This window comes from Bacillus taeanensis, assembly GCF_003318295.1.
Taxonomy (GTDB): Bacteria; Bacillota; Bacilli; order Bacillales; family UBA6769; genus Maribacillus; species Maribacillus taeanensis.
Genome location: NZ_QOCW01000005.1, coordinates 74,194 through 100,839 on the forward strand (window position 1 = coordinate 74,194; position 26,646 = coordinate 100,839).

Consider the following 26,646-nt stretch of genomic DNA (forward strand, 5'->3'; position numbering starts at 1 on the left):
CATCTCTTCTCATTATATTTAAGGTATAAAAAACCCTAAGGCAATCTAAACCTTAGGGTTGTTGTATTTATATAACTACCCTACAGCTCTCCTCAACTCTACTCTTCTCATTCTCTTCTACACTAAACTGTTAAGCTCTACACTGCTTCTACGCTATTTCTTATCTACATATTTACTACTTTTTAGCTCTTTTATTATTTATTCAAAAAACTTATTATTATCTTAATATGTTCAGTTCATGCTGTCAATCTTGAATATCTGGACGAAGCTTTTTAGCTTCCCCCAAGTAAACATGATGAATCTCTTTTTGTGTTTTGTCTGTATTAATTGTCATCATGATTCTGATACATCTGCGCATTGATCCTGAGACAGAAATTTCTTGTGCACACATTACCGGTACATATGACCATCCTTGAAATAGACGAAGTGCTTGTGCTGGAAATACAGCAGTTAAGTCTTCTGTTGTTGTAATAATAACTTGGGCAACATCTTCTGGTTTTATATTATTTCTTTCAATCATTTCCCCAATGACTTCTTTTGTTGCTTCAACAATTTCACTTTTACTGTTTTGCTCAACCGTTACAGCTCCCCTTACTCCCCTAACCATTTTTATAATCCCCTCTCAATTTCCTTTTCCAATAGTAAATAGAGCACCTTCTCATCTATTGAAGTTGTTTCAACTTCACCTATTTTCTTTTGGAGCACCATATAAATTTCACCATGCATTGCCTTTTTATCCATTTTCATTCTTTCAATCAGTTTGTCTGCTGATAACCCGCTAGGTATTCGTATTGGTAACGATAATTGTTTGAACCACTCTTCAATTGATTCAATTGGAAGCTTTATTTCATAATGCTTTTCACTTACACGCATCGCAAAAATCATTCCAATGGCGACCGCTTCGCCATGGCTTACTTTTCCATAACCTAATTCTGCCTCAATAGCATGAGCAAGTGTATGACCAAAATTTAAATACGCTCGAATACCTGTTTCTTTTTCATCTTGACTTACTACTTCAGCTTTTACACCAATGGCTTTTTCTAAAATAGACGTTAAATCTATATTTTTCAGCTCATTAATTGTTGGAATTTCTCTTTTTAACTCCTCATAAAAAGAAGAATCCCAAATTAGGGCATGTTTGATTACTTCTGAAAAGCCTGAACGCCATTCTACATCAGGTAATGATTGAAAGGTTTCAACATCATAAATGACCGCATCAGGCTGGTAAAACGAGCCAATCATATTTTTACCTAAAGGATGATTAATAGCTACTTTACCACCAACACTGCTGTCATGGGCAAGTAATGTTGTTGGCACCTGAATAAACCCGATCCCTCTCATATAAGACGCTGCAGCAAAGCCAGCTAAATCTCCAACTACTCCGCCGCCTAATGCAATAATACAAGACTTTCGATCTAATCCATTTTCTAATGCTGTTGTTAAACAGCTGTAATAGTGATCAAATGATTTTGCTTTTTCACCATTTGGGACAATATGAGTAACAACTTCCCCTAAACTATCGATTACATCCTGCAAATAAAGAGGAGCAACAGTCTCGTCCGTAATGATAAGATATTTTGAATAGGAACGATTCATTTCCTTTAAAAGCTCTCCTACTCTATAACGCAGACCTTTGCCGATAAACAATGGATATTGCTTTGAGCGCGTTGAAATATTTAAAACATTCATTTAAAATTCCCTCGCCCACTCTTGATGACGGTTTAAATTTTCGGAAATTTCATCAACACGATCACTTCCGAATTTTTCAAGAAATGCTTTTGCAATCTCCCAAGCCACAACAGATTCCGCTACAACACCAGCCGCTGGAACCGCACAGCTATCTGAGCGTTCAATGCTTGCTGTAAATGTTTCTTTTGTATCAATATCCACACTTTCAAGCGGCTTATATAACGTAGGAATTGGCTTCATAACCCCTCTTACAATAACCGGCATCCCGTTAGTCATTCCGCCTTCAAAGCCACCTAAGCGATTTGTTTTACGCTTATATCCTTCTTCTTTACTCCAAATAATTTCATCATGTACTTGACTGCCCGGAAGATTAGCCGCTTCAAAGCCAATGCCAATTTCAACACCTTTAAATGCATTAATACTCATTACAGCCATCGCGAGTTTTGAGTCTAATTTCCGATCATACTGCACATGACTTCCTAGTCCAATTGGAACTCCTTCAATAACTACTTCAACAATTCCTCCAATTGAATCGCCGTTTTGCTTTGCCTCATCAATGGCAGCCATCATTTTTTGTTCCACATCTTTATCAATACAACGCACCGGAGATTGTTCACTTCGCTCTTGAAGCTCTTCAATGCTTTGATATGCTGTATTTTCAGCTTTTACGCCTCCAATATTTAATACATGTCCTGCTGCTTTTATTCCAAAATGCTTCAATATTTTCTTGGCTACAGCTCCTACTGCTACTCGAACAGTCGTTTCCCGTGCTGAAGAGCGCTCAAGAACATTACGCATATCACGATGACCATATTTAATGGCCCCATTTAAATCTGCATGACCTGGACGAGGACGAGTAATCTGGCGCTTCATATTCGCTTCTTCTTCGTCTGTTAGCGGTTCAGGCCCCATGACTTTTGTCCAGTGTGTCCAATCTTTATTTTCAACAACTAACGTAATTGGAGCACCTGTTGTATAGCCGTGCCGAACGCCGCTTAAAATTTGTACCCGATCTTTTTCAATTTGCATTCTACGGCCGCGGCCATAGCCTTTTTGACGACGTTCCAAGTCCTTATTAATATCCTCTGCAACTAGGGGCAAACCAGCTGGAACTCCTTCTATAATTGTTGTAAGCTGCGGTCCATGTGATTCTCCTGCAGTTAAATACCTCATTCTTTTTCCCCCTACACTTTTTTCTTTAACGCTTTTATGCTTTTATGTACTAAATATAACATATTATGTTGAAATTGTAACAGTAGTTTCTAACTTTTTCTTCAATTCTTTCTTTACTAACCTTTTAATATGTTTTAACACATTTTCGAGTAATAAACCAGAATAAAAATTATAATTTTCAAAAAAAAATAAACCAATCGACTTTGTCAACTGGCTTATAAAACGCTTACAAAAAAATCTATTATACCCATTTTGAAATCGTTTTTTCATAATCATTTAGTTCTGATTCATCAAAAAACAGATTAACTTCTCGCTCTGCGCTTTCAGGTGAATCTGAGCCATGGATAACATTCATGCTCATAACCACACCATAGTCTCCTCTAATTGTACCAGGAGCAGATTCTGCAGGGTTTGTAGCTCCCATCATTTTACGGGCTGTCGCAATTACATTTTCCCCCTGCCATACCATAGCAAAAACAGGACCAGACGTAATAAATTCTACCAGTTCACCAAAAAAAGGACGTTCTTTATGCTCTCCGTAATGTTTTTCAGCAAGCTCTTGTGAAATCGTCATTAATTTAGCTCCAACCAATTGAAAGCCTTTTCTTTCAAAGCGCGAAACAATCTCACCCACTAGATTCCGCTGTACTCCATCAGGCTTTACCATTAAAAATGTTTTTTCCATAAATCATCCCTCGCCTTCTCCTCATTATGTATAAACCCAAGGACTTAATAATGCACTAAATGATAATTTTTGCTAATAATTAAGTCCTTGAAAATTCTATCAAAAATTCTCTAAAAATACAAACTATTTTTAATTAACTTTATATAGAGATTTTTCCCGTCTTAAAATTTTCTACTACCTATATATTGAGCAATTTGGATAAGGGATTTTTTAGCAGGAATGTTCGGCAAATATTCTAGTTCTTCATAAGCTTTTTGTAAATAACGATCACTTATTTTTTTAGAATATGCAATTCCTCCAGATTGTTTCACAATATCAAGCACTTTCGCTAAATCTTCATTTGAAATTTTGCCATTTTTAAAAGAAGGTAAAATTGCTGTTCTAATCTCTTCATTTGAAAGAGCATATAAAACCGGTAACGTAATATGTCCTTGTTTTAAATCCCCACCAGCTGGTTTACCAATTTCTTTTTCTGTCCCTGTATAATCTAAAATATCATCAGTAATTTGAAAGGCCATGCCAACAAAATAACCAAATCTATAGAGATGAAGCTGTATTTCTTTTGCTGCATCAGATGCTAATGCACCTAACTGACAGCTAATCGCAATTAGCAAAGCCGTTTTTCGCTTTATTCTTCGTAAGTAATGACGGAGATTTTGATCCCATACAAATTGATAGCGAATTTGTTCAATTTCTCCAATTGTTAATTCATGAATCGCTCGTGATAAGAGCTGGTGAGCTTCTGGTTTTTCTATAAGAGTAATATATTCGATTGCTTTCGCAAATAAATAATCACCTGTATACATCGCTGTTTTATTATCCCATTTTGCTTTGACTGTTTGTTTTCCTCGCCGGGTTTCAGCATCGTCAATAACATCATCATGCACTAATGAAGCAGTATGTATTAGCTCAAGTGTGACAGCCACCTTTTTTATTTCCTCAATATCATAATGACCAAATTTAGCTGATAATAAAACAAGACCAGGGCGAATTCTTTTTCCACCCGCTTTTAATAATTCAAAAGATGCTTGCTGTAAAATTGGATGTTTTGCTTCAACTATCTTTTCAAGCTCTTTCTCCACATAAGATAGATCTGAACGTAATGAAGCATAAAGAGTTGTTAATTTCATTGTATCCACCTTACACTTATTCCCGATAATTACCTTGCTGTTTAATCGTAAAGCAAAGTGTTTTCGAATTCTATTTATTTGGTTTATATCCTAGATGCATTGCAGCCACTCCACCAGAGTATGATTTAACTTCAATGCTTACAAACCCTGCCTCACGAAACATATTTGCTAGTTCTTTAGCGCCTGGGAAATCTTGAGCAGATTCTTGAAGCCATGAATATTCCTCATAACTTTTTGCAAGAAGCTTCCCTAAGAAAGGCATGAGATATTTAAAATAAATATAATACCCTTGCCGAAATCCGGGCATTGTTGGTTGAGAAGTTTCTAGACAAACTACTTTCCCACCAGGTTTTACAACTCGATGCATTTCTTTTAGTACTGTTAAATAGTCCGGTACATTTCTAAGACCAAAACCAATTGTAACATAATCAAACATGTTATCTTTAAACGGAAGCTCCATTGCATTTCCTTGAATAAGTTCAATATTGGAATAGTTTTTTTCTTTAACCTTTTGCTGACCAACTTTTAACATATTGGCACTAAAATCAAGACCCACTACTTTTCCGCTTTGGCCAACAGCATCTGCCATCGCAATTGTCCAATCAGCCGTTCCACAGCAAACATCTAAAGAAGCAGCTCCCTTTTTAACCTGCATCCTTTTCATTGTATCCTTACGCCATGCAACATGGCGTTGAAAACTAATCACTGTATTCATAAAATCATATTTTTCTGAAATGCTCTCAAACACACGATGCACACGCTGTTCTTTTGATGATGGCATCATTCTTACCCTTCTTCCACAATTTTTTTCCCTACTAACGCTGTATCAATTAGACTGTACTGAAGCTTTTTTTTTCAACATCTCTCTAACGCTTGACAGCTGATCTATCAAAAGATTATCGAGCTTAACGAGACATTTTTGAATTCGCCCATCCAACTCATTAACTAAATTATTTGTCAGAGATGGTTTTAGCTTTTCTAAAGTATGATGGACATTTTCAACTTTCCCCAAAAAGATTGAAGCTTCTTTTTGCAAGAGACGATTCCGTTCCAGAACAAGTTTTCTTGCCAATAAATATTCTTTACACACATTCTGCCATAAAGATAGGTTAAAATGTTTAGCAACTTTTTGCAACAATCCACTTTCGATTATACTGACTTGTTCAATAATTTCATCTATAGACTGATTTTGATCATGATGATAGTTCATTTTTTTCTCATTAATTTCTTGAATAGCACCTGCTAATACACGAATCATTTTAATATCATTTATTTGCGACAAAAAGTAATAATATAAACTGCTATAATAATCTCCCGCTAAAACCGTTAGCTGCTGATTTTTATAAGCTTGTTCATTGATTAGATTCACTTGGGAAACTGTATCATGTGTATCTAATGCGATTTGCACGAGCATTATAGGCAATATGTATTGATCTTTTTGCTCAATTTTTTGTTCATTTAACATAAAGTAGAGGAGCATCAATTTATCTTCATCAATTTCCGGTCGTTCGATAAACTTTAATATATATGGATGGTTAACTACTCCTGCTAATTCTTCCTTAAGAGATGCAATCACTCTCTCAAGCTCATACACTTTCATTTGTATGTCCCCCAACTCGTTCCTTCATTGCTTTCTGTAAACGGTTATAAATCATTATAGCACATTTATATTGTCACAAAAACATGCCTCGTACATTGTAAATTATGGTGAAACGGTTTGCTTAATTTAGTTAGAAAAAGCCAAAGTATCTCTTCATACACTTGGCTGTATCTTCTTAAAAAAACGTATAAATAAAAGCAGTTTCACCTGCTTTTATTCTTCCGTATCCATTTCACCATGACTTGTCTGAATTAACGCTTTCCCACGAATTTTAATTGCTGAGGTATGATCTGTAAACTGCGCAATCATTACTTCTCCTTTATCAAGTTTTTCAGAATGATGAAAGCGTGTTTCTGTACCTCGCGTTAACCCAATTACATTGACCCCATTTTCTTTTGCTTTAATGACAATAAAATCGTTTGTTTTCATTCGTGATCCTCCTAGTTCATGACTGCCTGTTGCATTACTATCTCTTATAAAGCCATCATTGTCAATGAATCAACAATCTAATCAAGGAGTTAATGCTTTATTAAACTTAACACTTCTGCTCTCGCTGAAGCATCTTTTTCTAACACCCCTCGTACAGCTGAAGTTATTGTTTTTGAACCAGGCTTCTTAACGCCGCGCATTGTCATGCACATATGTTCTGCTTCAACAACAACCATTACACCATGAGGTTTTAATGTTTCCACAAGCGAATCAGCAATTGTAGACGTAATACGCTCTTGAAGCTGAGGGCGTCTTGAGACTGCTTCAACTGCTCGTGCTAGTTTGCTTAACCCTGTTACTTTACCACCTTTTGGAATGTAGGCAACATGTGCTTTTCCAAAAAAGGGAACTAAATGATGCTCACACATGGAATAAAAAGGAATATCTTTAACCAGCACAAGTTCTTCATGATCTTCTCCGAAAATCGTTTGGAAATGCTCTTTAGGATCTTCATTTAATCCTCTAAATACCTCTTCATACATTCTTGCAACACGTTTTGGCGTGTCTAATAACCCTTCACGATTTGGGTCATCCCCAATTGCTTCTATAATCATTTTTACTGCTTCTTGAATTTTTTCATGATTGATGTTCGACAAATCTTGTTCCTCCCACCATGTAATGACATTACAATCCAACAAAATTCTAGCATAGGGGCACTCAATAATCAAAAAAGAAGAGTCGCACAAATGCGACTCTTACAATGCCCTATGTATGACTTATTTTACAGCATCTTTAAGGGCTTTACCAGGTTTAAATGCCGGAACTTTGCTTGCAGCAATTTCAATTTCTTCACCTGTTTGAGGGTTACGTCCTTTACGGGCTGCACGCTCACGCACCTCAAAGTTACCAAACCCTATTAATTGTACTTTATCGCCTTCTTTTAATGCATCCATAATGGAATCAAAAACAGCATCTACTGCCTTTGTTGCATCTTTCTTAGAAAGACCAGTAGTTTCAGAAACGTTGTTTACTAATTCTGTCTTGTTCATCCGATTCACCTCCTCTCAAGCAGAAGCATTAATTAATTATCTAATTATTACATTGACCTCTTTATATTACGTTGTTAACACAATTAAGAAGATTTATACTCTTTCTCATATCTCGATGTATAACAAGGCTAATATTATACGAAACGAGGCGAGAATTCAATATTTTTATTGAACTTTCGATGATTTTATTTTTGTCTGCTAAATCTTTGAAATGTATAAAAAAGCTTATCATAATCTACTTTTAAACGCAAACAAGTTTAACATATTCATACTTTTTAAAATATTGTGCTGAGACAACTTGCATCTCTAAACAAAATAAAAGACTCCTAAAAAGGAGCCTCTATTCTATAGTTTTATAAAATAATCGCGATAAGACCGCCAGATCCTTCATTAATAATACGTTCCAGCGTTTCTTTCAATTTATACCTTGCATTTTCAGGCATTAAAGAAAGTTTTGCTTGAATTCCTTCTCGAACAATTGAATTTAATGAACGACCAAAAATATCAGAATTCCAAATTGAAAGCGGATCTTCTTCAAAATCCTGCATTAAATATCTTACTAATTCTTCACTCTGCTTTTCTGTTCCAATAATCGGCGCAAACTCAGACTGTACATCTACTTTTATCATATGGATAGATGGCGCTACAGCCTTTAAGCGAACTCCAAAACGTGATCCTTGACGAATAATTTCCGGTTCATCTAAACTCATATCCGTAATCGCAGGTGCGGCAATTCCATAACCCGTTTGTTTTACCATTCTAAGTGCATCTGCTACTTGATCATACTCTGCTTTCGCATGAGCAAATTCCTGCATAAGCTGTAACAAGTGATCTTTCCCACGAATTTCCACTCCAACAACTTCTTTTAAGATTTGATCATAGAGCTCATCTGGTGCATATAAATCAATTTCAGCAATGCCCTGCCCCATTTCAATCCCTGCAAGCCTTGCTTGATCAATAAATTCAAATTCACTAAATTGTCCAACAACCCGATCAACATCTCTTAATCGTTTAATATCTTTTACTGTTTCTCGAACCGCTTCCTCGTAACTCCCTCTTAACCAATGTTCCTCAGTTAACACCATTACCCAACTTGGCAAATTCACATTTACTTCAAGCACAGGAAATTCATAAAGCACTTCCCTCAGCACCATATTAATATCCTGCTCTCCCATACTTTCCACACTTAATGCAAGTACAGGAATATCGTATTCTTCACATAAATGTTCTCTTAACCGGATAGTTTCCGGATGATGGGGATGAGCTGAGTTAACAACCATAATAAAAGGTTTGCCAACCTCTTTTAATTCCTCTACTACGCGCTGTTCTGACTCAATGTATTCTTGTCTTGACAGTTCACCAATCGAACCATCTGTAGTCATAACGACTCCAAGTGTTGAATGCTCTTGAATAACCTTTCTCGTCCCAATTTCAGCAGCTTCTTGAAATGGAATTGGCTCATCATACCAAGGAGTGTTAATCATTCTAGGTCCATTTTCATCTTCGTACCCTTTAGCCCCTGGCACCGCATATCCGACACAATCTACTAATCTTACATTAACATCAAGACCTTCATCAACATGAATGGAAACAGCCTGATTCGGTACAAACTTTGGTTCGGTTGTCATAATAGTACGGCCTGCTGCACTTTGTGGAAGTTCATCTTGAGCACGTGTTTTATCAGATTCGTTTTCTATATTGGGTAAAACAACTAACTCCATAAACTTTTTAATAAATGTTGACTTTCCTGTCCGAACAGGCCCAACCACCCCTAAATAGATATCCCCACCAGTTCTTTCAGCGATATCTTTAAAGATATCTACTCTTTCCATACGATCCCCTCCCGCTTCATAAATTGTCTGGGACAGTCTTTATTTGGACATTACATTTTTATGATGTTGTCCAAAATATATGACAGCTTACTTTAAAAGAGAACAGTTTACAATATATCGCGGCAGTGGGTAAAGCCTAAATCTGGTCGCCATAAAAACCCTCCTCTTTCTTATAGTTTTATTAAGAAAGAGGAGGGTTCATGACTAATTCACTAAAAAAACTGGTTCATCATTTTCTACTGTGTAAGGAGCAGAGTAAACTGGTACAAAAAAAGAATTTTCAACAATTAAGTCTCGAATATCTTCACCCGCTTGAAAATTATGCTCATTGTTTTGAAGAAGCTTATATAAATCGATTGAATAATCCACCAACACTTTCCCTTCATGATTTATTACATAGGGCAGATAATCCCCTGTTATAGGACTTCTTACCTGAGGAATGGTTTTAATATTCAACTTTTCAAAGTCAATTGTAAACACTGATTTTGCCAACATATCTTTAAAAGGTGGATATGTATGATCGCGCCGATACTGATCAACCCTCATCTGTAAATCTCTTACTTCATCTACAAGAATTAAATCAATAATCTTTACAGTAGGATCTTCCTCTACATTTACGAGCACATATTGAAACACTCCCCCACTCTCAAAAGCATTCCCAGGCGGAGTTTGGAGATATTTAGGAACTAACTTATTAAAATCAATAGGATACTTTTGATAGATAGGTGTATCTTGATCCCTGTTTTTTATTGGCAATATGCCCGTATCTTGTTGAAATTGAGATACCGCAGCTTGTACTAATTGAATTTGATCTGGGTGTGGGGTTTGATTTTCAACCCGACGCTGTTCAGGATATAAACAAGCTGTTAAAGTAAACAACAATAAGCTGATCACGCTATATTTAACTATTATCTTCATTTCATCATTTCCTTTATGCTCTTCTGTAAAACTTGATTCATTTTTTATTCACTAACCGGACCACTAAAGACTACAAGAAAAATAAGAATTCCGGCAGTTATCATACAAAGATAAGCGAAGGTTGCAAAAATTCCTTTAAATATCCCTTTACATTTTTCCCGGCTAAACATAATTGAAATAACGGCAATAAACATTAGGGCAATTCCTGACAAAGCAATCCACATCTTCAATAATCCTGGTGACATTCATGTATCCCCCTCTACTTTTACGACATTCATTATAGCATAATCGACAATTGAACTGAATGCATGAAGAATGATTATGTACTTTCTTTAAACAAGAAACCTTTAAAACAAAATGTAGTAAATCAACAGAATCCTCCAACATAAAGTAAAACATAAAAAAGCTGAAGCAAAGGGGCACTTTCCTTCAGCAATAGACTAAATGGTTTCTGATTGAAAACAGCTCTCGTATGTTCTTTCTCTTTGTTATTGTATGCACTTCTACAAAAACCGCATCATTGATTCGCCTAATAAATTAAATTATTTTTTATCAAACATCTTAGAAATTGAAGCAAAATCAATTGGCATATTATTATTCATAATCGCCTTTACAATTTTATCTTCTTTTTCTTTAGAAACAGGGACATTGGCAAGTCTTGATACTTGAGAAATTAATTTGCGAATTGTTTTTTCATCTTTAAAATTAGCATCTTTTACTGAATCAGCTAATTTAAATAAATCTTCTTTTTTGACATTGGTTTTCTTTTCAATGTTGTCAAAGAAAGAATTTTGATTACTCACTTTCAAGCCTCCTCCAGACATAGCATTCAACATATACTATGCGGAGTTCCTTACTTCGTGCATTTTAAAAAGATGAGTCATCAAGTAATGCCGTTAAATAACTAATTTCATTTGTCCGTCCCCGCTGCATTAAATCATCAACCGCTTGTTTAGGATCTTTATCATTAAACAGTACTGCATAAAGTTGTGCTGTAATTGGCATTTCAACCTCTTCACGTACTGCAAGATGGAATGCCGCTTTCGTTGTTCTAACACCTTCTACAACCATCCCCATATTTTCTAACACATCTTCTAGTTTATTCCCTTTTCCAATTAGATTTCCTGCCCGCCAATTACGGCTGTGCACGCTTGTACAAGTAACGACTAAATCACCTAGTCCGGCAAGACCTGTAAATGTTAGTGGATTTGCTCCCATTTTCGTGCCAAGACGAACAATTTCTGCAAGTCCTCGCGTAATTAATGCGGCTTTCGCATTATCTCCATACCCTAATCCATCAGAAAGACCTGCACCTAACGCAATAATATTTTTCAATGCACCGCCAAGCTCTACACCAATAATATCTGTGTTTGTATAAACACGAAAGTGCTGATTAATAAATAAATCTTGAACATATTCTGCCGCCTTTTCATCCGTTGACGACACCGTCACAGTAGTTGGCTTTCGTAAACTTACTTCTTCAGCATGACTTGGTCCAGATAGTACAACAACAGCGCGGCGTTTTTCTTCTGGAACCACTTCTTCTATCACTTCAGATATACGTTTATACGTTTCAGGTTCAATTCCTTTACTCGCATGGATAAGGGTTGTATGTTCAGATAAATACGGTGTCATTTCTTCTAGTACATTTCTTAGAGCTTTTGAAGGAGTAACTAATAAAACAGTATTCACTTCTTCCAGCACATCTTTTATAGAAATTGAAGCCTTCATGTTTTCAGGCAGCTCGACACCTGGTAAATAATTTTCATTTGTTTTTTTTCGATTCATTTCATCCACTTGTTCTTGCCGACGTGCATACATTTGAACTTCATGTCCGTTATCTGCCAATACAATACCTAACGCTGTTCCCCAACTTCCTGCACCGATTACCGCGATTTTCATTATGCTTTATTCACATCCTCTACTTGAGTTTTTTGCCCAATTTTATTTTCATTCCCATTTAGCAATCTTTGAATATTAGCACGATGTCGCCAATAGGATAATCCTGCAATGATGAGACCAATATAAAAGTATGATGTTGGATAAGCATTCATTAGAAGCAATAGAAATGGAAACACTCCAATAAAAAACAATGAACCTAAAGACACATATCGTGTAATAACGATAATTAAAATGGTTATAATACCAATGATAAGAGATGGTATAAATGCAATTGTTGCAAAAACACCAATGGTTGTCGCAACACCTTTACCACCCCTGAATCCATGGAAAACCGGCCAATTATGTCCAATAATGGAAAACAAACCTGCACTTATCAGAAGCCAGTCTGGCCCACCTAATGATTTCGCTATAAAAATTGCTGCAATTCCTTTTCCGATATCTAAAAGCAGTACCAAAATCGCAGGACCTTTTCCTAAAACACGGAGTGTATTTGTAGCCCCAGCATTTCCACTTCCGTGTTGACGAATATCAACTTTCATAATCTTTTTAGCAATTAAATAACTAAAACTGATTGAACCTAATAAATAAGCTGCTAACAATGAAATTAGTATTGTCATAATGCCCCCCACTAGTTACGTTTTAGTTAATCGTTTTTTTGTCTTGGAATAATTTTTATTGGTGTACCTACAAAACCAAATGTTTCGCGAATACGATTTTCTAAAAAGCGTTTATATGAAAAGTGAAGAAGCTCTGGATCATTTACAAACAAGATAAAAGTTGGCGGTTTTACAGAAACTTGTGTCATGTAATTTATTTTCAAGCGGCGTCCCTTATCAGTAGGCGTTGGATTCATCGCTACCGCATCCATAATCACATCATTAAGTAAATTTGTTTTTACTCTTAATGAATGATTTTCTGAAACCGTTTCAATCATTGGAAGCAATGTATGGAGGCGCTGCTTTGTTTTTGCAGATAAAAATACAATTGGTGCATAACTAATAAATAGGAAATGATCACGAATTTTCTGTTCAAAACGCTGCATCGTTTTGTCATCCTTCTCAACGGCATCCCACTTATTAACGACAATTACAATTGCTTTTCCGGCTTCATGCGCATATCCCGCAATTTTTTTATCCTGTTCAATAATGCCTTCTTCACCATTTATAACAACTAAGACAACATCCGAACGTTCGATTGCACGCATTGCGCGAAGAACGCTGTATTTTTCTGTATTTTCGTAGACTTTCCCTCTTTTTCTCATCCCAGCTGTATCAATAATGACATAATCTTTTTTATCTTTTGTAAACGGTGTATCAACAGCATCTCTTGTTGTGCCTGCAATATCACTTACAATAACGCGTTCTGTTCCTAAGATCGCATTAACAAGTGAGGATTTCCCTACATTCGGCCGCCCAATAAGTGAAAAACAGATTGTATTTTCATCATACTCTTCTTCTTGCTCACTTGGGAAATGTTTAATCACTTCATCTAATAGATCCCCAAGACCAATTCCATGAGCACCAGAAATCGCAAACGGCTCACCAAATCCAAGCGAATAAAATTCATAGATCTCGTTCTTTTTTTCAAAATTATCAATTTTATTTACAGCTAAAATAGACGGTTTTTTAGAACGAAACAGCATTTTAGCTACTTCTTCATCAGCTGCTGTTACACCTTCTTGACCATTTACCATAAACACAATTACATCTGCTTCATCAATCGCTACTTCTGCCTGCTGACGCATTTGAACAAGGAGAGGCTCGTCTCCAATTTCAATTCCACCTGTATCAATAATATTAAATGTCTGGTTTAGCCATTCTCCAGAACTATAAATACGGTCACGTGTGACTCCTGGTTTATCTTCTACAATGGATACTCGTTCTCCTACAATTCGATTAAATATTGTCGATTTCCCTACATTCGGTCGACCCACAATTGCTACCACTGGTTTTGCCATTCGCAATACTCCCTTTCTTTATTAAAACTAACTCCATTATGTATGGTAAGTGAGCTTAATTTTTTTGGTGACAATAGCTTTATTGTACCATTTTAACAAAGTTAAATTTCTTAATTTATAAAGAAAACCCTCCTTTTTGAAAAGAAGGGCCTTCACATTTTAGCTACATTATCATATCAAAAAAGATATAAATAAACAACTTCCTTTTAATGTTTGACGATAATATACATATCATTTGATAATAAATGTGAAATTCCATCTAAAATAGCTTCTAATTCAGCAGCAACTTTATCCATCTCTTTCCTATCTTTACAAATAAAAACAGCTTTACTTCCTGTTACTTTACTTGGATCTGCTGTAATAACTGCTAAAATACATTTTTTCATTTCCATATTGATCACTCCTGTTCATTCTCTTCTGCTTCCGTAGGCATTCGGATTGCATTTTCAAGTGTCGGAACTTGTCCCATTACATGAATTGCCTTCTTTATATCGCGCATTTGCGGAAGAATAAATACACCTATTCTTCCATTATTTAAATCTCTTTTAATAAGCGGAACGAGAGCAGGTGTACCTGAATCACGGTAAACGCCAAGGGATACAGACAAATCATGAAGAATCGCCTGTCTCTGCCCTAAGTTAGCAAGCGTCATTTTCGCATTAAAGTTTTTTCCTTCTACAATAAACCCTACTCCATGTTCTAAAATTTCTTTTTGTCTTTCTGGTAACCCAATATTCATTATGTAAATATTATCTACATATAAGCCAGCCTCTTCAAAGCGGATCGGCGCTTCTTTAATGAGAGCAATATCTTTTAATCTGCTTCCAGTCATTAGTTTTTTAGCTACTCCTATAGAAAAAATGGCAGCAATAATGCCTCCCCATATATTTGTAGTTAAAAAAAGCAATGTAGAAACAAGAGAAGTAAAGATAACGAGATAATTTCTTCCTTCAAATGTAACAGCAATTCCTTCAATATATGCATTACCCCTAGGCACTAGCTCCATTTCATCCATGTTATTTAATGTATTTCTTTCCATGTTTCGCACTTCACGAAACTGCGAAGCAGCAAGTGTTAAAAAAGTGATCGCTGTAAAATCTTCTTCCATAATAGCGGGAACTGCTACCGTTCCTAAACCTGCTGCAATAAATCCAAGCGCAAAATGAATGACAATTCCATGAGGATAGGTTGGATATTGTCGATAATCTGTCCTTAACATATAAATGCGTGTAATTGTTCCAACTATCACACCAAAAATGATTGGATAAGTATATTCATTCATAAACTACCGTTCCTTTCATATTTCTTCCTTTGAAATAACGCGTCTACTCGAGCAATTCCTTTTTCCATTCCATACCATATCATCGTGGACATAAAGCAAATGCTTAATCGGTCTAAAAACCCTAGTCCGCCAACCACATTATATAAATGGTGATAAGTAAGCAATAAGCCAAATATAAGTTCACCTGCAGCGAAACCTATTAATAATGAAGAAATTTTTATACGAATATCTTTGCCTATTAATAAGAGCAATGAAAATATTGCAAAAGGCGCAAACCATCTAACTGGAATTATCATCCATACTGGATCATAGACAGACATGACAAGGATTGAAACATAAATAAATGTCGTAATCAACGAAATGATAATGCTGTACCATTTTTGCACAGTTGATAGATATGTTAAAACGATAATCCCAATTATAAAAACACCTAGTAGAGATAAAGCGATATCCATCCCTGATAAATGTATAAAACAATTTGAGAAGATCAATAAAAGAAGAAGACCTACCGTTATAGGAAAGCGTCTTTTTTCTTTACTCATTAAAAAAGTTAACCAAATCCAATATATCCATGAAAACCAATAGAAATAAATTCCTTCCATATTCTTCACTTCTTTATTATTTTTTTAACTAGTGTCTATTGTTGCCATGGAATAACCTTTTCATAATACATATTTTTCTTTTTATCGCCCACAATAATGTTAACGAACTTATTTTAACAAAAGAAGGATGTGAAAATGATGGGAAAAGATAGACAAGAAAAAAAGCTTAAGCAATCAAAACAAGTGGAGTCAGATCGCGATCAAAATTTAAACTATCCTGGTTCAGCTCGTATGGAAAGTCCGGAATCCGCTCGAAGAAGAAACGGCCAGTGAAAAATACTTATTACCTTTAAACTAACTAACAAAAAAATGCTTTGCCGTAACGGCAAAGCATTTTTTATCGATTGCTATACACTTGTGTCTTAATTCCTCGCTGCTCAAGCCAATGATATGTATTTCCATTAATCATTAACGGAGCTTTTTTTAATAATGCAATTGATTCTTTCCCCAGCGCTGTCATAATCATTTTTAAATCATTATGAATGTTCATAACATGTTCAATCACACTTTCAGGTCCTTCCTCATTTAATACTTTTAAGAAATAACCTGAAATTCCAACTGCCGAAGCACCAAGACCAATTGCTTTTGCAGCGTTGTATCCGTTTTGAACTCCGCCTGAACCGATGACAGAAACAAATGGAAATGTTTGAGCTGCTTCCGCAATAGAAGAGGTTGTCTGTATTCCCCAATCATTAAAATAAGATAACATTCTGCTTCTTCTTTTATTTTCAATTGTTGAAAAATTTGTACCGCCAAATCCACCAATATCCACAATTGATACACCAATATTTACAAGCTGTTCAATTGCTTCTTTACTCATACCAAAACCAACTTCTTTTACGATAATTGGCACACTAACCTGTTCAACAATATTTTCAATGCGCTGTAAGGTCCCGATAAAATTTCGATCTCCTTCAGGCATTACCAATTCTTGAATAACGTTTAAATGAATTTGAAGGGCATTGGCTTCAATCATATCGACTGCTTGTTTGGCCTGTTCAACTGTTGCCTCGCTACCTAAGTTGGCAAACACAAGACCATTAGGGTTATATTTTCGTACAACTTCATACGTACTTTTCTGCTTTTCATCCTTTAAGGCAGCCATTTGTGATCCTACAGCCATCGCTAAACCACAGTGCTTTGCAATTTCAGCCCAGTGACGGTTAATTTCTTTCGTCCGCTCACCACCACCACCAGTCATCGCATTAATAAAGATTGGCGAACTTAAAAACAGTTCGCCAATAGCCGTCGAGAGATCAATATTTTGAGTACTAGTATTTGGAACACTTTGATGAATAAATTTTACATCTTCAAAACCATGAGAGTCCAACTGGCCAGTACTTAATGCATATTCAATATGTTCATGTTTTCTTTTTTCTCTCATCAACGCTATCACCATTTATCTTATTTATATTTTTTCAATTGATCTCCAATCATATCGCCTAAAGAAAAGCCAGTCGTTGTTTCAGAATCACTTTGATAGTGCTCTTTTGTTTCTGGTTCTGGTTCTTCAGTTTCTTCAAACTCTTTCAAGCTTAGTGAAATACGCTTTTCAGCTAAATTTACATCTAGTACTTTTGCTTTTACTGTTTGACCTTCTTCTAATACTTCTTGTGGTGTTCCAATATGGCGTCTTGAAATTTCGGAAATATGAACAAGCCCTTCAACCCCAGGTGCGATTTCAACAAATGCACCAAATGATACTAAACGTTTTACAGTACCTTCAACAACAGCTCCAGCTTGAACGTTTACACTTTCCCATGGGCCAGGTAATGTATCTTTAATAGAAAGAGAAATTCGTTCATTATCACGGTCCACCCCAAGTACTTTCACCTGAACCTCTTGTCCTTCACTCACAACTTCTGAAGGAGTTTCTACGCGATGATGTGCGAGCTGCGAAATATGAACAAGCCCATCAATTCCTCCTAAATCTACAAAAGCCCCAAAATCCGTTAAACGTTGGACAGTACCTGTAATCACATCGCCAACTTTAATACCAGATAATGTATCTTGCTTTTTACGTTCTACTTGTTCATCTAGAACAGCACGATGAGATAAAATAACCTTATTATTTTCACGATCAAACTCAACAATTTTTACTGTTAAGCGTTTTCCTTTATATTCGCTAAAATCTTCCACATAATGTCTTTCAACGAGTGATGCTGGAATGAACCCTCGAACACCTAAATCAACAACAAGTCCACCTTTTACAATATCAGCAACTTCTACTTCAAAAGTGTTTTTATTATTATATTTTTCTTCAAGTTCTCCCCACGCTTTTTCAGCATCTACCGCTCGTTTTGAAAGTACTAACTCATCTTCAGAACTTTTAATAACCTTTAATTCTAATTCATCACCTTCATTAAGAAGGTCACTTACCTTTTCAATGTGTAAGCTTGAAAGCTCACTAATTGGAAGAATTCCATCAATTTTATAACCTACATCGAGCAGGGCATGTTTTTCTTCCACTTTAGTAACTTTTCCTTTAACAATGTCACCTGTTTCCACTGACTTAAATTCAGTCATTTCATTGTTCATCTCTTCAACCATTGACAAATTACCTCCTTCGATCCACAAAACATGGAACATTCGACTTTTTTTATAAAAAATCTTTCACTTATGCGAAAGAATTTTAACCCTAAAACTCAAAATGATTTCCGTTTACTTTTAAAATAGAACATCGTGCTCTTTTTTTAGCGTTAAACATCCATGGTTATTTGTCAAATATAAAGATGTTGTTTTATTACTAGCTGTTCTCACTTAACAATTGATCAATTGCTTCCATAATCTTTTCTGTCGCTTCCTTTGCAGAGGCCTTTTCCTCTCGTAAACTAGAAAATTCAATTGGCTTGCCGAAAGTAACAATAATTTTATTAAACGGCTTATAAGAGCCTGTAATTGCACATGGCAGTATATGTGAATTAGAACGCAGTGCAAAAAAGCCTGCCCCTGTTAACCCTTTTCCTAATTTTCTTGTTTTGCTTCGTGTACCTTCAGGAAACAGCCCAACCACTTTATCACTTTTTAAAAGAGTCATCGCTTTTCTAATTGCTTGTTTATCACTCATGCCTCGCTTGATTGGAAAAGCACCTACACCGTTTAAAATACCCTTGGCAATTGGATTTTTAAACAATTCTTCTTTTGCCATAAAGTGTACCATTCGTGGTGAAGCTGAACCAACTAAAGGAGGATCTAAATTGCTAATATGGTTACTGCAAAGCAAGACACTTTTATCTTCCGGGAAATTTTCAAGACCTCTGATTTCTAAGCGATTGAATAATTTAAAGTAAAAATAAAAGAGCCCTTTACCTATTTCATACAAGACGTTCACAAATCAAGACCTCTCTTTCACGATTGTTAAAATTTGATTCACAACCTCATTAATTGATAATGATGTTGAATCAATTTCAATCGCGTCAGCTGCTTTCTTTAGCGGAGCAATTAACCGCTCTGAATCACGTTGATCCCTTAATTCTATTTCTTTTTTCAACTGTTCAAATTCAGTTTGGATATTTTTCCCATTTAGTTCTTCAAAGCGCCTTTTTGCTCTTTCTTCAACAGAAGCTACAAGGAAAATTTTCACCTCGGCATTTGGAAGAACATGCGTTCCAACATCTCGCCCGTCCATCACAACACCGCCACTTTCAGCAAGGTGCTGTTGACGTTTTACCATTTCTTGGCGCACTTCACTATGTTTTGCTGTAAAAGAAACATTATTTGTTACTTCAATAGAACGAATACTTTCTGTTACATCTTCATGGTCAAGGTATACACACTGAGTATGGTGAAGTTTCTTTAATTCGATTGTAGTGTGATCTAAAAGTCTTTTTAACGCTTCTCCATCTTCTAGTTCAATGTTTTGCTGTAATGCTTTATACGTTAATGCTCGATACATTGCACCTGTATCGATGTATAAATAAGAGAGTTCTTCTGCTACTTTTTTAGCTACAGTACTTTTCCCTGCGCCTGCTGGTCCATCTAATGCAATATTAATTTTCTTGCTCATAATTCCTCCTACTACTTACATGCCTATTTTCTAATTAAAACGAAACATTCAGCCCAAGACATAAACCATTTCTGTTTTAAATGATATGTATGGAATTGTATACAATCTTAAGATTATATGACTTTTAGAAAACAGAAAACCTACATGATATATGTTCTATTAACTTATCATTTATGATATCACATTCGAAGTTATTGGTCTAATGTTTCAACTATATTTATAAGCTCTTGTCCGCTTACTCCTTCATAGACAATTGTTTTATTTAAATAGCCTGTTAATTCCTCTTGTTTAAGCAAACATTGTGAAAAAACTAAACAAATAAATTGAATAATAATGAGTTTCACAAGTAACCTTTCTACAACTGATAATGGCTTTCTGTTCATTTCTTTTCAGTCCTTTTCCTATTTTCGTGCTATTGATCGAACCGATATTTCCTAATATTGTAAGCGTGGGAAAAGCCTTAAATAAGGCTTTTCCCACGCTTTTTTCTCTATTAAAATGACTCATAATTAGGCTCTGCTTCTTTTAATTTTTCAACCATTTCTTCGTCACCAGTTTCTCCATTAATAAAAATTCGATAGGTGTCATTATTCATAACTCCTAAAAATTCATAACAAAGGACTTCGTTTCCTAAGTCATTTTCAATGATCGCGATATGCTCTTCCTGCACTTTTAATTTTGGATTTACATTTGTTAATGCCTCATCTCTTGAAATTGCCGGCTGTTTTATTTCGCGATCCTTCTGTGATACAAGATAGTCTAATGATTCAAAACCAGTGATTTCGCCGTTATCAAGTGCCACTTTAATTTTAATTGTCTCTGGATAAATTAATACATTGTCTGTTTGAGTAACAAATGAAAAGACGCCAACATTACTATATTGTGCACTTTCAGTTAAAGTTAAATTCTTAAACTTATGTTTACCAAGAAATTGTTTTGCCTTTTCAGCTGCTTCATTTAAACTAATTTTCTGTTCATCAACTTCTCGGGTGTTTAAGATCCATATTGGCATACCGCCCTTTTTAGTAAGATCCATGTAAATCTCAGCATTCTCTTTTGGATTTGCTACAGTCACACTGTAAGCTCCGTATTCAGATTTCTCACCCGTTTCATTTACTTGTATAGAAGCATCGTTTGAAAGGTCAAAAAATGCTTCTGCCTTCTCTTTTGCTTGCTCTTTACTAATGATTTCACCTTGAATCTTTTTATATACTTCTTTCTTATGTGTTAATTGCTGCGTCATTTCTGGTCCCCAGTTTACTTCATCATATCCTTCAACATTTTTTTCTACTGTTTTAAAACCATCAATAATTGTATTATCTTGGGGTGTTTTTTCAGCTGCTAATGCTAGTTCAACATCCATCCAACGCAGGTTATTTTTAATTACTAATGATTGTACTTTCCGCAATTCATTTTTTATTTCACCTGCACGACTGTATAGGGTTTTCAAAGTATTGTATTCATCATCTGTTAACGGACTCTTTTCTAAATCTCGTACAGCTGTTCGATAGCTAAATGAACCCATTTGTGCTAAAAATTCTTCTGTCTTATTAAATGGCAATAATGTTAACGGAAGCTGTCCAACATCACTATGTGCCTGAGACGTAATGCGCCACACTTCAGCCAAAGCAGGAGAAAGCTGTTTTCGCGAATTCATCGCCAATGTGACACCAATTTCATCTTCTAGTTGGTCAATATGATAGGTTAATTCATGAAAGGCACGTTGATAATTATTTTCTGCATTAATTAAGATCGCATTTTTTTCTTGATGTTCTTCATACCCCCAATAAGCTGTTGCTCCTACAGCAATTACTAATATTCCAATTAGTATTGAACGAATCAACTTCTTCACCTCCACTACTTACAAAAAATATGTTTGCCAATCTTTTTAATTTGTGGTCTTGTCCAAATCCATCCGGATGTTGCCGTATCCGGATTAAAGTAATAGATTGCTCCTCCTGTTGGATCCCATCCATTGATTGCGTCAAGCACTGCCTTTCTCGCAGACTCATTCGGCGTTAGCCAGATTTGACCATCTGCAACCGCTGTAAAAGCACGTGGTTCAAAAATAACACCTGAAACATTATTTGGAAAAGAGGCGCTCTCAACACGATTTAAAATAACAGCCGCCACAGCTATTTGACCAACATATGATTCTCCTCTCGATTCACCATACACTGCATTTGCCATTAGTTTAATATCATTTTCAGAAAACCCTTTTGGTGTATTGTTTGCCTGCTGTACACTTTTAGGCTCTTGTTTAGGTTGTTCTGCCTGCTGATTATTCGCTTGATTTTGTGCTTGCTGTTGATTTTGTGCCTGATCTTGGTTTTGTGGTTGCTGTTGATTTTGTGCCTCACTTTGACTTTGAGCTTGATTTTGATTGCCGCCTGACTTAGTTTGGTGCTCTAACGGCATACCTCCATAATGTGTAAAATCATTTCCTTTATAAATCTGATTCCTTACCCAATCCTGATAATACTTTGTTGACTTTAAGAGCTTCTGCTTCATTGTCGATCCAACTAAACCATCGACCTCAAGTCCAAAGTCATTTTGATAATTTCTTACCGCCCAATACGTTCCCCATCCAAAAACACCATCAATTTTCCCCTTATAATAACCGATATACTGCAATCTCGCTTGAAGTTCGATGACATCATCACCTGTGGCTCCACGCTGAATAACTTGATTTGAAAATGCCTCTGCTTTTGGCAATGATAACGTTGAAATCGTTGGAACAATAAGCATTAAACATACAAATAATATTTTCACAACCTTAATACTTATGCGCATCCTTTCTTGCCTCCTATCTAATCTCCCTCTCTTTGGTGTTGTATGTATTTTTTGTAATATCATATTTTTTATTCAATTCCCGGCTAAAGTTTCCAAAGAATTTAATGTGATTCGGTATGTAATAAAAAAACAACCTTTACCCGATTTAGGTAAAGGTTGTTTTTTTATACTTGAACATTAAAATATCGTGCTTGTGGATGTGCGAATACCATTGCGGTTACTGATGCCTCTGGTTCCATCATAAAACCATCAGTAAGCTGAATCCCAATATCTTCAGGCTTAATCAATTTAAATAACTTCTCTTGATCTTCTAAATTCGGGCAAGCTGGATAACCAAAAGAAACACGGATTCCTTGATATTTAGCAGAAAAACGTTCCTGCATCGACATTGTTGCTGGATCTGGGAACCCCCATTGATCACGCATCACTTGGTGCATGCGTTCAGCAAATCCTTCCGCAAGTTCTAATGCCAGTGCTTGCAGAGCATGACTTTTTAAGAATTCACCATCTCGCTTTAGCTGTTCTGCATACTCGCGAATACCTCTTCCTGCTGTTACTGAGAAAAAGCCTACATAGTCAGTTATATCATCACGCAGAAAATCACTTAAACATAAGTGCGGCTCTTTATCTTGACGAGGAAATGAGAATCGTTCAATAAGTTTCGTTTGGTCATTAGGATCAAAAATAAGAACATCATCACCATCCGCTTTAGCAGGGAAGAATTGGTAGATACCATGACAGGAAATTAAATTGTTTTTCTCGCCTTCAAGGAACAGTTCATCTGTTAACTGCTTTAACTGTACTGTTCTCTCATCTCCTTCTTTTAAAAGACGATCAATTTTTCCATTCACCCCAAGATGACGCCCTAATAACATTTGCAAATTGATATATGGTTTTAAATAGGATAAAGGATAATCCCTTAAAATATGTTTTTTTAGATCGGGCGCTTGATAAACATCTCTTTTTTCAATGGTAGATCTTTTCGGCCTTTCAAGAACAGCTGTAGGAGCTTTTGGTGTTACTTCCACTTTTCTCTCCTGCTGTTTTTCATTATATACTTCTATAATTTTTTGCTTTTCTATTGGGTTATGAAGCTTATTGGCAATATCTAAACCATCCATTGCATCCTTTGCATAAAGCACTAAACCAGAATATTCGGGAGCAATTTTATTTTGAGTAAACTTTCGACTTAATGCCGCACCACCAACAAGGACAGGAACATCAATGCCAGCTTCTTTTAAATCTTTCGCTGTTAAAACCATTTGCTGTGCCGATTTAACCAGCAGTCCTGATAGCCCAATTGCATCTGGGGAATGTTTGCGGCACGCTTCAATCAGTTCACTTGGTGTAACTTTAATACCTAAATTCACAATATTAAAGCCGTTATTTCCTAAGATAATTTCCACTAAATTTTTCCCAATATCATGGACATCACCTTTAACTGTTGCAAGTAAAATTTTCCCCTTGCCCTTATCATCAGTCGCTTCCATAAATTGTTCTAAGTGAGCAACTGCCGCTTTCATAACTTCTGCACTTTGAAGAACTTCCGCTACAATTAATTCATTAAGATTAAAAAGACGTCCAACCTCTTCCATTCCAGCCATTAACGGACCATTAATAATATCTAACGGCTTGTCATACTTTTTGAGAGCTTCGTCTAAATCGGCAATTAGGCCATCTTTTGACCCTTCAATCACATAATTTCCTATTCTTTCTTCAAGGCTCATAGAAGTAGTCGGGACTTTTTTCTCAACTTTTTTCTCACGATAAAACGCAACAAACTCATCAAGGGTTTCTTTTGATGTGTCATACAAAAGCTTATCTGAAAGAGCTTTTTCGCTTTCAGGAATCGAAGCATAACGCTCAAGCTTTTCTGTATTTACGATTGCATAGTCAAGTCCTGCTTTTGTACAGTGATATAAATAAACAGCATTTAAAACTTCACGTCCTGCAGGTGGGATACCAAATGACACATTACTTACACCTAGAATTGTTAAACACTCTGGTAAATGTTCCTTTATAAGCTTAATGCCGTCAATCGTTTCCTTAGCTGCACCAATATATTGTTCATCACCTGTTCCTACCGGAAACACAAGGGGATCAAAAATAATATCTTTTGGATTTAAGCCATATTTATTAACCAGCAAATCGTAAGACCGTTTCGCAACTTCAAGTTTTCTTTTTGCTGTAACGGCCATTCCTTGTTCATCAATTGTCCCTACGACTACCGCGGCACCAAATTGATGAACAAGCGGAATCACTTTCTCAAAACGCTCTTCTCCATCCTCTAAGTTAATAGAATTAATAATTGCTTTCCCTTGTGAATAAGTTAATGCTTTTGCAATAACGTCTTCATCCGTTGAATCAATCATAAGCGGAACTTTTACTTTATTAACAACATAACTGAGGAAAGCTTCCATATCTTCCATTTCTTCACGGTCCGGATCAGCTAGACATACATCAATGACATGGGCACCCTTTTTCACCTGTGCTCTTGCAATTTCAGACGCCTCTTCATATTTCCCGTCAGCAATTAACCGTTTGAATTTTCGTGAGCCAATAACGTTTGTTCGTTCTCCGACAAATAGCGGACGCATTGAATCATCGTAAATTAAAGGATCAATCCCAGAAACAACGTGCGGATGGTTCTCTGCGAACTTTCTCGGTTCATATTGCTTTACAGTCTCTGCGATCTCTTTAATATGATTTGGCGTTGTGCCGCAGCACCCGCCAACCATATTCAACCAACCTTCTTCCGCAAATCCTGCAAGTTTTTTCGCAAGAGATTGTGGAGATTCATGATAATTTCCTTCTTCATCTGGAAGTCCCGCATTTGGATAACAACTTACATTCGTTGTTGCGAGTTCACTTAATGAACGAATATGATCTCTCATAAATTCTGGACCGGTAGCACAGTTTAATCCAACAGCTACCGGATTTAAATGCTCAATAGAAATATAAAAGGCTTCAATTGTTTGACCCGCTAACGTTGTTCCCATCGGTTCAATTGTACCGGAAATAATAATAGGCAGCTTCTTCCCAAGTTCTTTAAACGCTTTGTCGATTCCGAGTGATGCTGCTTTTACATTTCGTAAATCCTGACTTGTTTCAATTAATAGTAAGTCAACGCCCGCTTTAATAAGAGTGACTGCCTGCTCATAATACGTATCGATAAGCGCCTCAAAAGTGGTACCGCCTGTGACAGATAATGCTTTTGTTGTTGGTCCAATTGCACCTGCTACATATCTTGGCCATTCAGCTGTCGAAATTTGATCAACCGCATTTCTTGCCAGTTTAACAGCGGCTTCGTTTATTTCGACCGCTTTATCGGCTAGATCATATTCTTCTAAAACGATACTGGTTGCTCCAAATGTATTTGTTTCAATAATATCAGCGCCAGCTTCTAAATAGGCTCGATGAATATTTTCAATTACATCCGGAGCTGTTAAATTTAAATATTCATTACAACCATCATATTCTTCACCGCCAAAATCTTCTTCTGTAAGATTGGCATCTTGAATCATTGTTCCCATCGCACCGTCTAATACGAGGATTTTCTTTTGAAACTGTTCTTGAATTGTTGGTTTACTCATCATAAC

General features: G+C 36.0%; 29 protein-coding genes. 1 reads left to right on the forward strand and 28 read right to left on the reverse strand.

The window, feature by feature from the left end:
* Window positions 1-244 precede the first annotated feature (244 nt).
* From aroH to DS031_RS06930, 20 genes are all read right to left on the reverse strand, one after another.
* On the reverse strand, window positions 245-607 hold the full coding sequence (aroH, locus tag DS031_RS06835; protein ID WP_113805185.1) for a chorismate mutase: 363 nt from the start codon (window positions 605-607) through the stop codon (window positions 245-247).
* 2 nt (window positions 608-609) lie between these two features.
* Window positions 610-1,689, reverse strand: coding sequence for a 3-dehydroquinate synthase (gene aroB / locus DS031_RS06840; RefSeq protein WP_113805186.1), 1,080 nt, complete (start codon window positions 1,687-1,689; stop codon window positions 610-612).
* Window positions 1,690-2,862 (reverse strand): chorismate synthase, encoded by a 1,173-nt coding sequence (gene aroC, locus DS031_RS06845; protein ID WP_113805187.1) that lies wholly within the window; start codon window positions 2,860-2,862, stop codon window positions 1,690-1,692.
* 241 nt (window positions 2,863-3,103) lie between these two features.
* Window positions 3,104-3,547, reverse strand: a complete 444-nt coding sequence (gene ndk, locus DS031_RS06850; protein ID WP_113805188.1) for a nucleoside-diphosphate kinase — start codon at window positions 3,545-3,547, stop codon at window positions 3,104-3,106.
* A gap of 161 nt (window positions 3,548-3,708) precedes the next feature.
* Window positions 3,709-4,677: a heptaprenyl diphosphate synthase component II gene (hepT, locus tag DS031_RS06855; protein WP_113805189.1), complete on the reverse strand. Its 969-nt coding sequence runs from the start codon at window positions 4,675-4,677 to the stop codon at window positions 3,709-3,711.
* Between the two features lie 70 nt (window positions 4,678-4,747).
* Window positions 4,748-5,458, reverse strand: coding sequence for a demethylmenaquinone methyltransferase (locus tag DS031_RS06860; protein WP_113805190.1), 711 nt, complete (start codon window positions 5,456-5,458; stop codon window positions 4,748-4,750).
* Window positions 5,459-5,503: 45 nt separating this feature from the next.
* Window positions 5,504-6,277: a heptaprenyl diphosphate synthase component 1 gene (locus tag DS031_RS06865; RefSeq protein ID WP_113805191.1), complete on the reverse strand. Its 774-nt coding sequence runs from the start codon at window positions 6,275-6,277 to the stop codon at window positions 5,504-5,506.
* A 213-nt stretch (window positions 6,278-6,490) separates the two neighbouring features.
* Window positions 6,491-6,706 carry a trp RNA-binding attenuation protein MtrB gene (gene mtrB, locus DS031_RS06870; RefSeq protein WP_113805192.1) on the reverse strand — a complete coding sequence of 72 codons (216 nt, stop codon included), beginning with the start codon at window positions 6,704-6,706 and terminating at the stop codon, window positions 6,491-6,493.
* Between the two features lie 89 nt (window positions 6,707-6,795).
* Entirely contained in the window at window positions 6,796-7,362 is a 567-nt protein-coding gene (gene folE / locus DS031_RS06875; RefSeq protein WP_113805193.1) for a GTP cyclohydrolase I FolE, read from the reverse strand.
* Window positions 7,363-7,482: 120 nt separating this feature from the next.
* Window positions 7,483-7,755: an HU family DNA-binding protein gene (locus DS031_RS06880; protein ID WP_113805194.1), complete on the reverse strand. Its 273-nt coding sequence runs from the start codon at window positions 7,753-7,755 to the stop codon at window positions 7,483-7,485.
* Window positions 7,756-8,108: 353 nt separating this feature from the next.
* The gene (gene spoIVA / locus DS031_RS06885; RefSeq protein WP_113805195.1) at window positions 8,109-9,587 is read right to left on the reverse strand and encodes a stage IV sporulation protein A; all 1,479 of its coding nucleotides are present in this window, start codon (window positions 9,585-9,587) and stop codon (window positions 8,109-8,111) included.
* A gap of 204 nt (window positions 9,588-9,791) precedes the next feature.
* Entirely contained in the window at window positions 9,792-10,505 is a 714-nt protein-coding gene (locus tag DS031_RS06890; RefSeq protein ID WP_113805196.1) for a hypothetical protein, read from the reverse strand.
* A gap of 44 nt (window positions 10,506-10,549) precedes the next feature.
* On the reverse strand, window positions 10,550-10,750 hold the full coding sequence (locus DS031_RS06895) for a DUF2768 domain-containing protein (RefSeq protein WP_113805197.1): 201 nt from the start codon (window positions 10,748-10,750) through the stop codon (window positions 10,550-10,552).
* Window positions 10,751-11,047: 297 nt separating this feature from the next.
* Window positions 11,048-11,329 carry a stage VI sporulation protein F gene (locus tag DS031_RS06900; RefSeq protein ID WP_113805307.1) on the reverse strand — a complete coding sequence of 94 codons (282 nt, stop codon included), beginning with the start codon at window positions 11,327-11,329 and terminating at the stop codon, window positions 11,048-11,050.
* A gap of 43 nt (window positions 11,330-11,372) precedes the next feature.
* Window positions 11,373-12,410 (reverse strand): NAD(P)H-dependent glycerol-3-phosphate dehydrogenase, encoded by a 1,038-nt coding sequence (locus tag DS031_RS06905; protein WP_142675757.1) that lies wholly within the window; start codon window positions 12,408-12,410, stop codon window positions 11,373-11,375.
* Window positions 12,407-13,024 (reverse strand): glycerol-3-phosphate 1-O-acyltransferase PlsY, encoded by a 618-nt coding sequence (gene plsY, locus DS031_RS06910; RefSeq protein WP_113805199.1) that lies wholly within the window; start codon window positions 13,022-13,024, stop codon window positions 12,407-12,409. The genes DS031_RS06905 and plsY overlap by 4 nt, the downstream gene beginning before the upstream one ends.
* Window positions 13,025-13,050: 26 nt before the next feature.
* The gene (gene der, locus DS031_RS06915; protein WP_113805200.1) at window positions 13,051-14,364 is read right to left on the reverse strand and encodes a ribosome biogenesis GTPase Der; all 1,314 of its coding nucleotides are present in this window, start codon (window positions 14,362-14,364) and stop codon (window positions 13,051-13,053) included.
* A 206-nt stretch (window positions 14,365-14,570) separates the two neighbouring features.
* A complete protein-coding gene (locus tag DS031_RS06920) occupies window positions 14,571-14,756 on the reverse strand; it encodes a capping complex subunit for YIEGIA (protein ID WP_113805201.1) in 186 nt (61 codons plus the stop codon).
* Window positions 14,757-14,761: 5 nt separating this feature from the next.
* Complete coding sequence (locus DS031_RS06925; RefSeq protein ID WP_113805202.1) at window positions 14,762-15,646, reverse strand: YIEGIA family protein; 885 nt, start codon at window positions 15,644-15,646, stop codon at window positions 14,762-14,764.
* Window positions 15,643-16,248: a YphA family membrane protein gene (locus tag DS031_RS06930; RefSeq protein WP_113805203.1), complete on the reverse strand. Its 606-nt coding sequence runs from the start codon at window positions 16,246-16,248 to the stop codon at window positions 15,643-15,645. Before DS031_RS06930 ends, DS031_RS06925 begins: the two co-directional genes overlap by 4 nt.
* A gap of 138 nt (window positions 16,249-16,386) precedes the next feature.
* On the opposite strand from DS031_RS06930, the gene DS031_RS06935 reads away from it, so the two are divergent.
* On the forward strand, window positions 16,387-16,521 hold the full coding sequence (locus tag DS031_RS06935) for a YpzI family protein (protein WP_113805204.1): 135 nt from the start codon (window positions 16,387-16,389) through the stop codon (window positions 16,519-16,521).
* 64 nt (window positions 16,522-16,585) lie between these two features.
* On the opposite strand, the gene fni is transcribed toward DS031_RS06935, so the two are convergent.
* From fni to metH, 8 genes are all read right to left on the reverse strand, one after another.
* Window positions 16,586-17,635, reverse strand: coding sequence for a type 2 isopentenyl-diphosphate Delta-isomerase (gene fni, locus DS031_RS06940; protein ID WP_113805205.1), 1,050 nt, complete (start codon window positions 17,633-17,635; stop codon window positions 16,586-16,588).
* Window positions 17,636-17,652: 17 nt separating this feature from the next.
* A complete protein-coding gene (rpsA, locus tag DS031_RS06945) occupies window positions 17,653-18,798 on the reverse strand; it encodes a 30S ribosomal protein S1 (RefSeq protein WP_113805206.1) in 1,146 nt (381 codons plus the stop codon).
* Window positions 18,799-18,994: 196 nt separating this feature from the next.
* The gene (locus DS031_RS06950; RefSeq protein ID WP_113805207.1) at window positions 18,995-19,579 is read right to left on the reverse strand and encodes a lysophospholipid acyltransferase family protein; all 585 of its coding nucleotides are present in this window, start codon (window positions 19,577-19,579) and stop codon (window positions 18,995-18,997) included.
* A 3-nt stretch (window positions 19,580-19,582) separates the two neighbouring features.
* Window positions 19,583-20,254 (reverse strand): (d)CMP kinase, encoded by a 672-nt coding sequence (gene cmk, locus DS031_RS06955; RefSeq protein ID WP_113805208.1) that lies wholly within the window; start codon window positions 20,252-20,254, stop codon window positions 19,583-19,585.
* Window positions 20,255-20,445: 191 nt separating this feature from the next.
* Complete coding sequence (locus DS031_RS06960; RefSeq protein WP_113805209.1) at window positions 20,446-20,637, reverse strand: DUF5359 family protein; 192 nt, start codon at window positions 20,635-20,637, stop codon at window positions 20,446-20,448.
* A gap of 110 nt (window positions 20,638-20,747) precedes the next feature.
* Entirely contained in the window at window positions 20,748-22,097 is a 1,350-nt protein-coding gene (ypeB, locus tag DS031_RS06965) for a germination protein YpeB (RefSeq protein ID WP_113805210.1), read from the reverse strand.
* 14 nt (window positions 22,098-22,111) lie between these two features.
* Window positions 22,112-23,047, reverse strand: coding sequence for a spore cortex-lytic enzyme (gene sleB, locus DS031_RS06970; RefSeq protein WP_113805211.1), 936 nt, complete (start codon window positions 23,045-23,047; stop codon window positions 22,112-22,114).
* 164 nt (window positions 23,048-23,211) lie between these two features.
* Window positions 23,212-26,640 carry a methionine synthase gene (metH, locus tag DS031_RS06975; protein ID WP_113805212.1) on the reverse strand — a complete coding sequence of 1,143 codons (3,429 nt, stop codon included), beginning with the start codon at window positions 26,638-26,640 and terminating at the stop codon, window positions 23,212-23,214.
* Between the last annotated feature and the right edge of the window lie 6 nt (window positions 26,641-26,646).

Excerpts from the sequence above, each read along its gene's own strand:
- metH (WP_113805212.1), bottom strand. The coding sequence starts at position 26,640 with ATGAGTAAACCAACAATTCAAGAACAGTTTCAAAAGAAAATCCTCGTA.
- cmk (WP_113805208.1), bottom strand. The coding sequence starts at position 20,254 with ATGAGCAAGAAAATTAATATTGCATTAGATGGACCAGCAGGCGCAGGG.
- DS031_RS06920 (WP_113805201.1), bottom strand. The coding sequence starts at position 14,756 with ATGGAAATGAAAAAATGTATTTTAGCAGTTATTACAGCAGATCCAAGT.
- DS031_RS06895 (WP_113805197.1), bottom strand. The coding sequence starts at position 10,750 with ATGTCACCAGGATTATTGAAGATGTGGATTGCTTTGTCAGGAATTGCC.
- ndk (WP_113805188.1), bottom strand. The coding sequence starts at position 3,547 with ATGGAAAAAACATTTTTAATGGTAAAGCCTGATGGAGTACAGCGGAAT.
- DS031_RS06890 (WP_113805196.1), bottom strand. The coding sequence starts at position 10,505 with ATGAAGATAATAGTTAAATATAGCGTGATCAGCTTATTGTTGTTTACT.
- hepT (WP_113805189.1), bottom strand. The coding sequence starts at position 4,677 with ATGAAATTAACAACTCTTTATGCTTCATTACGTTCAGATCTATCTTAT.
- DS031_RS06865 (WP_113805191.1), bottom strand. The coding sequence starts at position 6,277 with ATGAAAGTGTATGAGCTTGAGAGAGTGATTGCATCTCTTAAGGAAGAA.
- spoIVA (WP_113805195.1), bottom strand. The coding sequence starts at position 9,587 with ATGGAAAGAGTAGATATCTTTAAAGATATCGCTGAAAGAACTGGTGGG.
- DS031_RS06930 (WP_113805203.1), bottom strand. The coding sequence starts at position 16,248 with ATGGAAGGAATTTATTTCTATTGGTTTTCATGGATATATTGGATTTGG.
- sleB (WP_113805211.1), bottom strand. The coding sequence starts at position 23,047 with ATGCGCATAAGTATTAAGGTTGTGAAAATATTATTTGTATGTTTAATG.
- DS031_RS06880 (WP_113805194.1), bottom strand. The coding sequence starts at position 7,755 with ATGAACAAGACAGAATTAGTAAACAACGTTTCTGAAACTACTGGTCTT.
- rpsA (WP_113805206.1), bottom strand. The coding sequence starts at position 18,798 with ATGGTTGAAGAGATGAACAATGAAATGACTGAATTTAAGTCAGTGGAA.
- DS031_RS06860 (WP_113805190.1), bottom strand. The coding sequence starts at position 5,458 with ATGCCATCATCAAAAGAACAGCGTGTGCATCGTGTGTTTGAGAGCATT.
- aroH (WP_113805185.1), bottom strand. The coding sequence starts at position 607 with ATGGTTAGGGGAGTAAGGGGAGCTGTAACGGTTGAGCAAAACAGTAAA.
- DS031_RS06935 (WP_113805204.1), top strand. The coding sequence starts at position 16,387 with ATGGGAAAAGATAGACAAGAAAAAAAGCTTAAGCAATCAAAACAAGTG.
- aroB (WP_113805186.1), bottom strand. The coding sequence starts at position 1,689 with ATGAATGTTTTAAATATTTCAACGCGCTCAAAGCAATATCCATTGTTT.
- plsY (WP_113805199.1), bottom strand. The coding sequence starts at position 13,024 with ATGACAATACTAATTTCATTGTTAGCAGCTTATTTATTAGGTTCAATC.
- der (WP_113805200.1), bottom strand. The coding sequence starts at position 14,364 with ATGGCAAAACCAGTGGTAGCAATTGTGGGTCGACCGAATGTAGGGAAA.
- DS031_RS06900 (WP_113805307.1), bottom strand. The coding sequence starts at position 11,329 with ATGTCTGGAGGAGGCTTGAAAGTGAGTAATCAAAATTCTTTCTTTGAC.
- mtrB (WP_113805192.1), bottom strand. The coding sequence starts at position 6,706 with ATGAAAACAAACGATTTTATTGTCATTAAAGCAAAAGAAAATGGGGTC.
- DS031_RS06925 (WP_113805202.1), bottom strand. The coding sequence starts at position 15,646 with ATGAATGAATATACTTATCCAATCATTTTTGGTGTGATAGTTGGAACA.
- aroC (WP_113805187.1), bottom strand. The coding sequence starts at position 2,862 with ATGAGGTATTTAACTGCAGGAGAATCACATGGACCGCAGCTTACAACA.
- DS031_RS06960 (WP_113805209.1), bottom strand. The coding sequence starts at position 20,637 with ATGAACAGAAAGCCATTATCAGTTGTAGAAAGGTTACTTGTGAAACTC.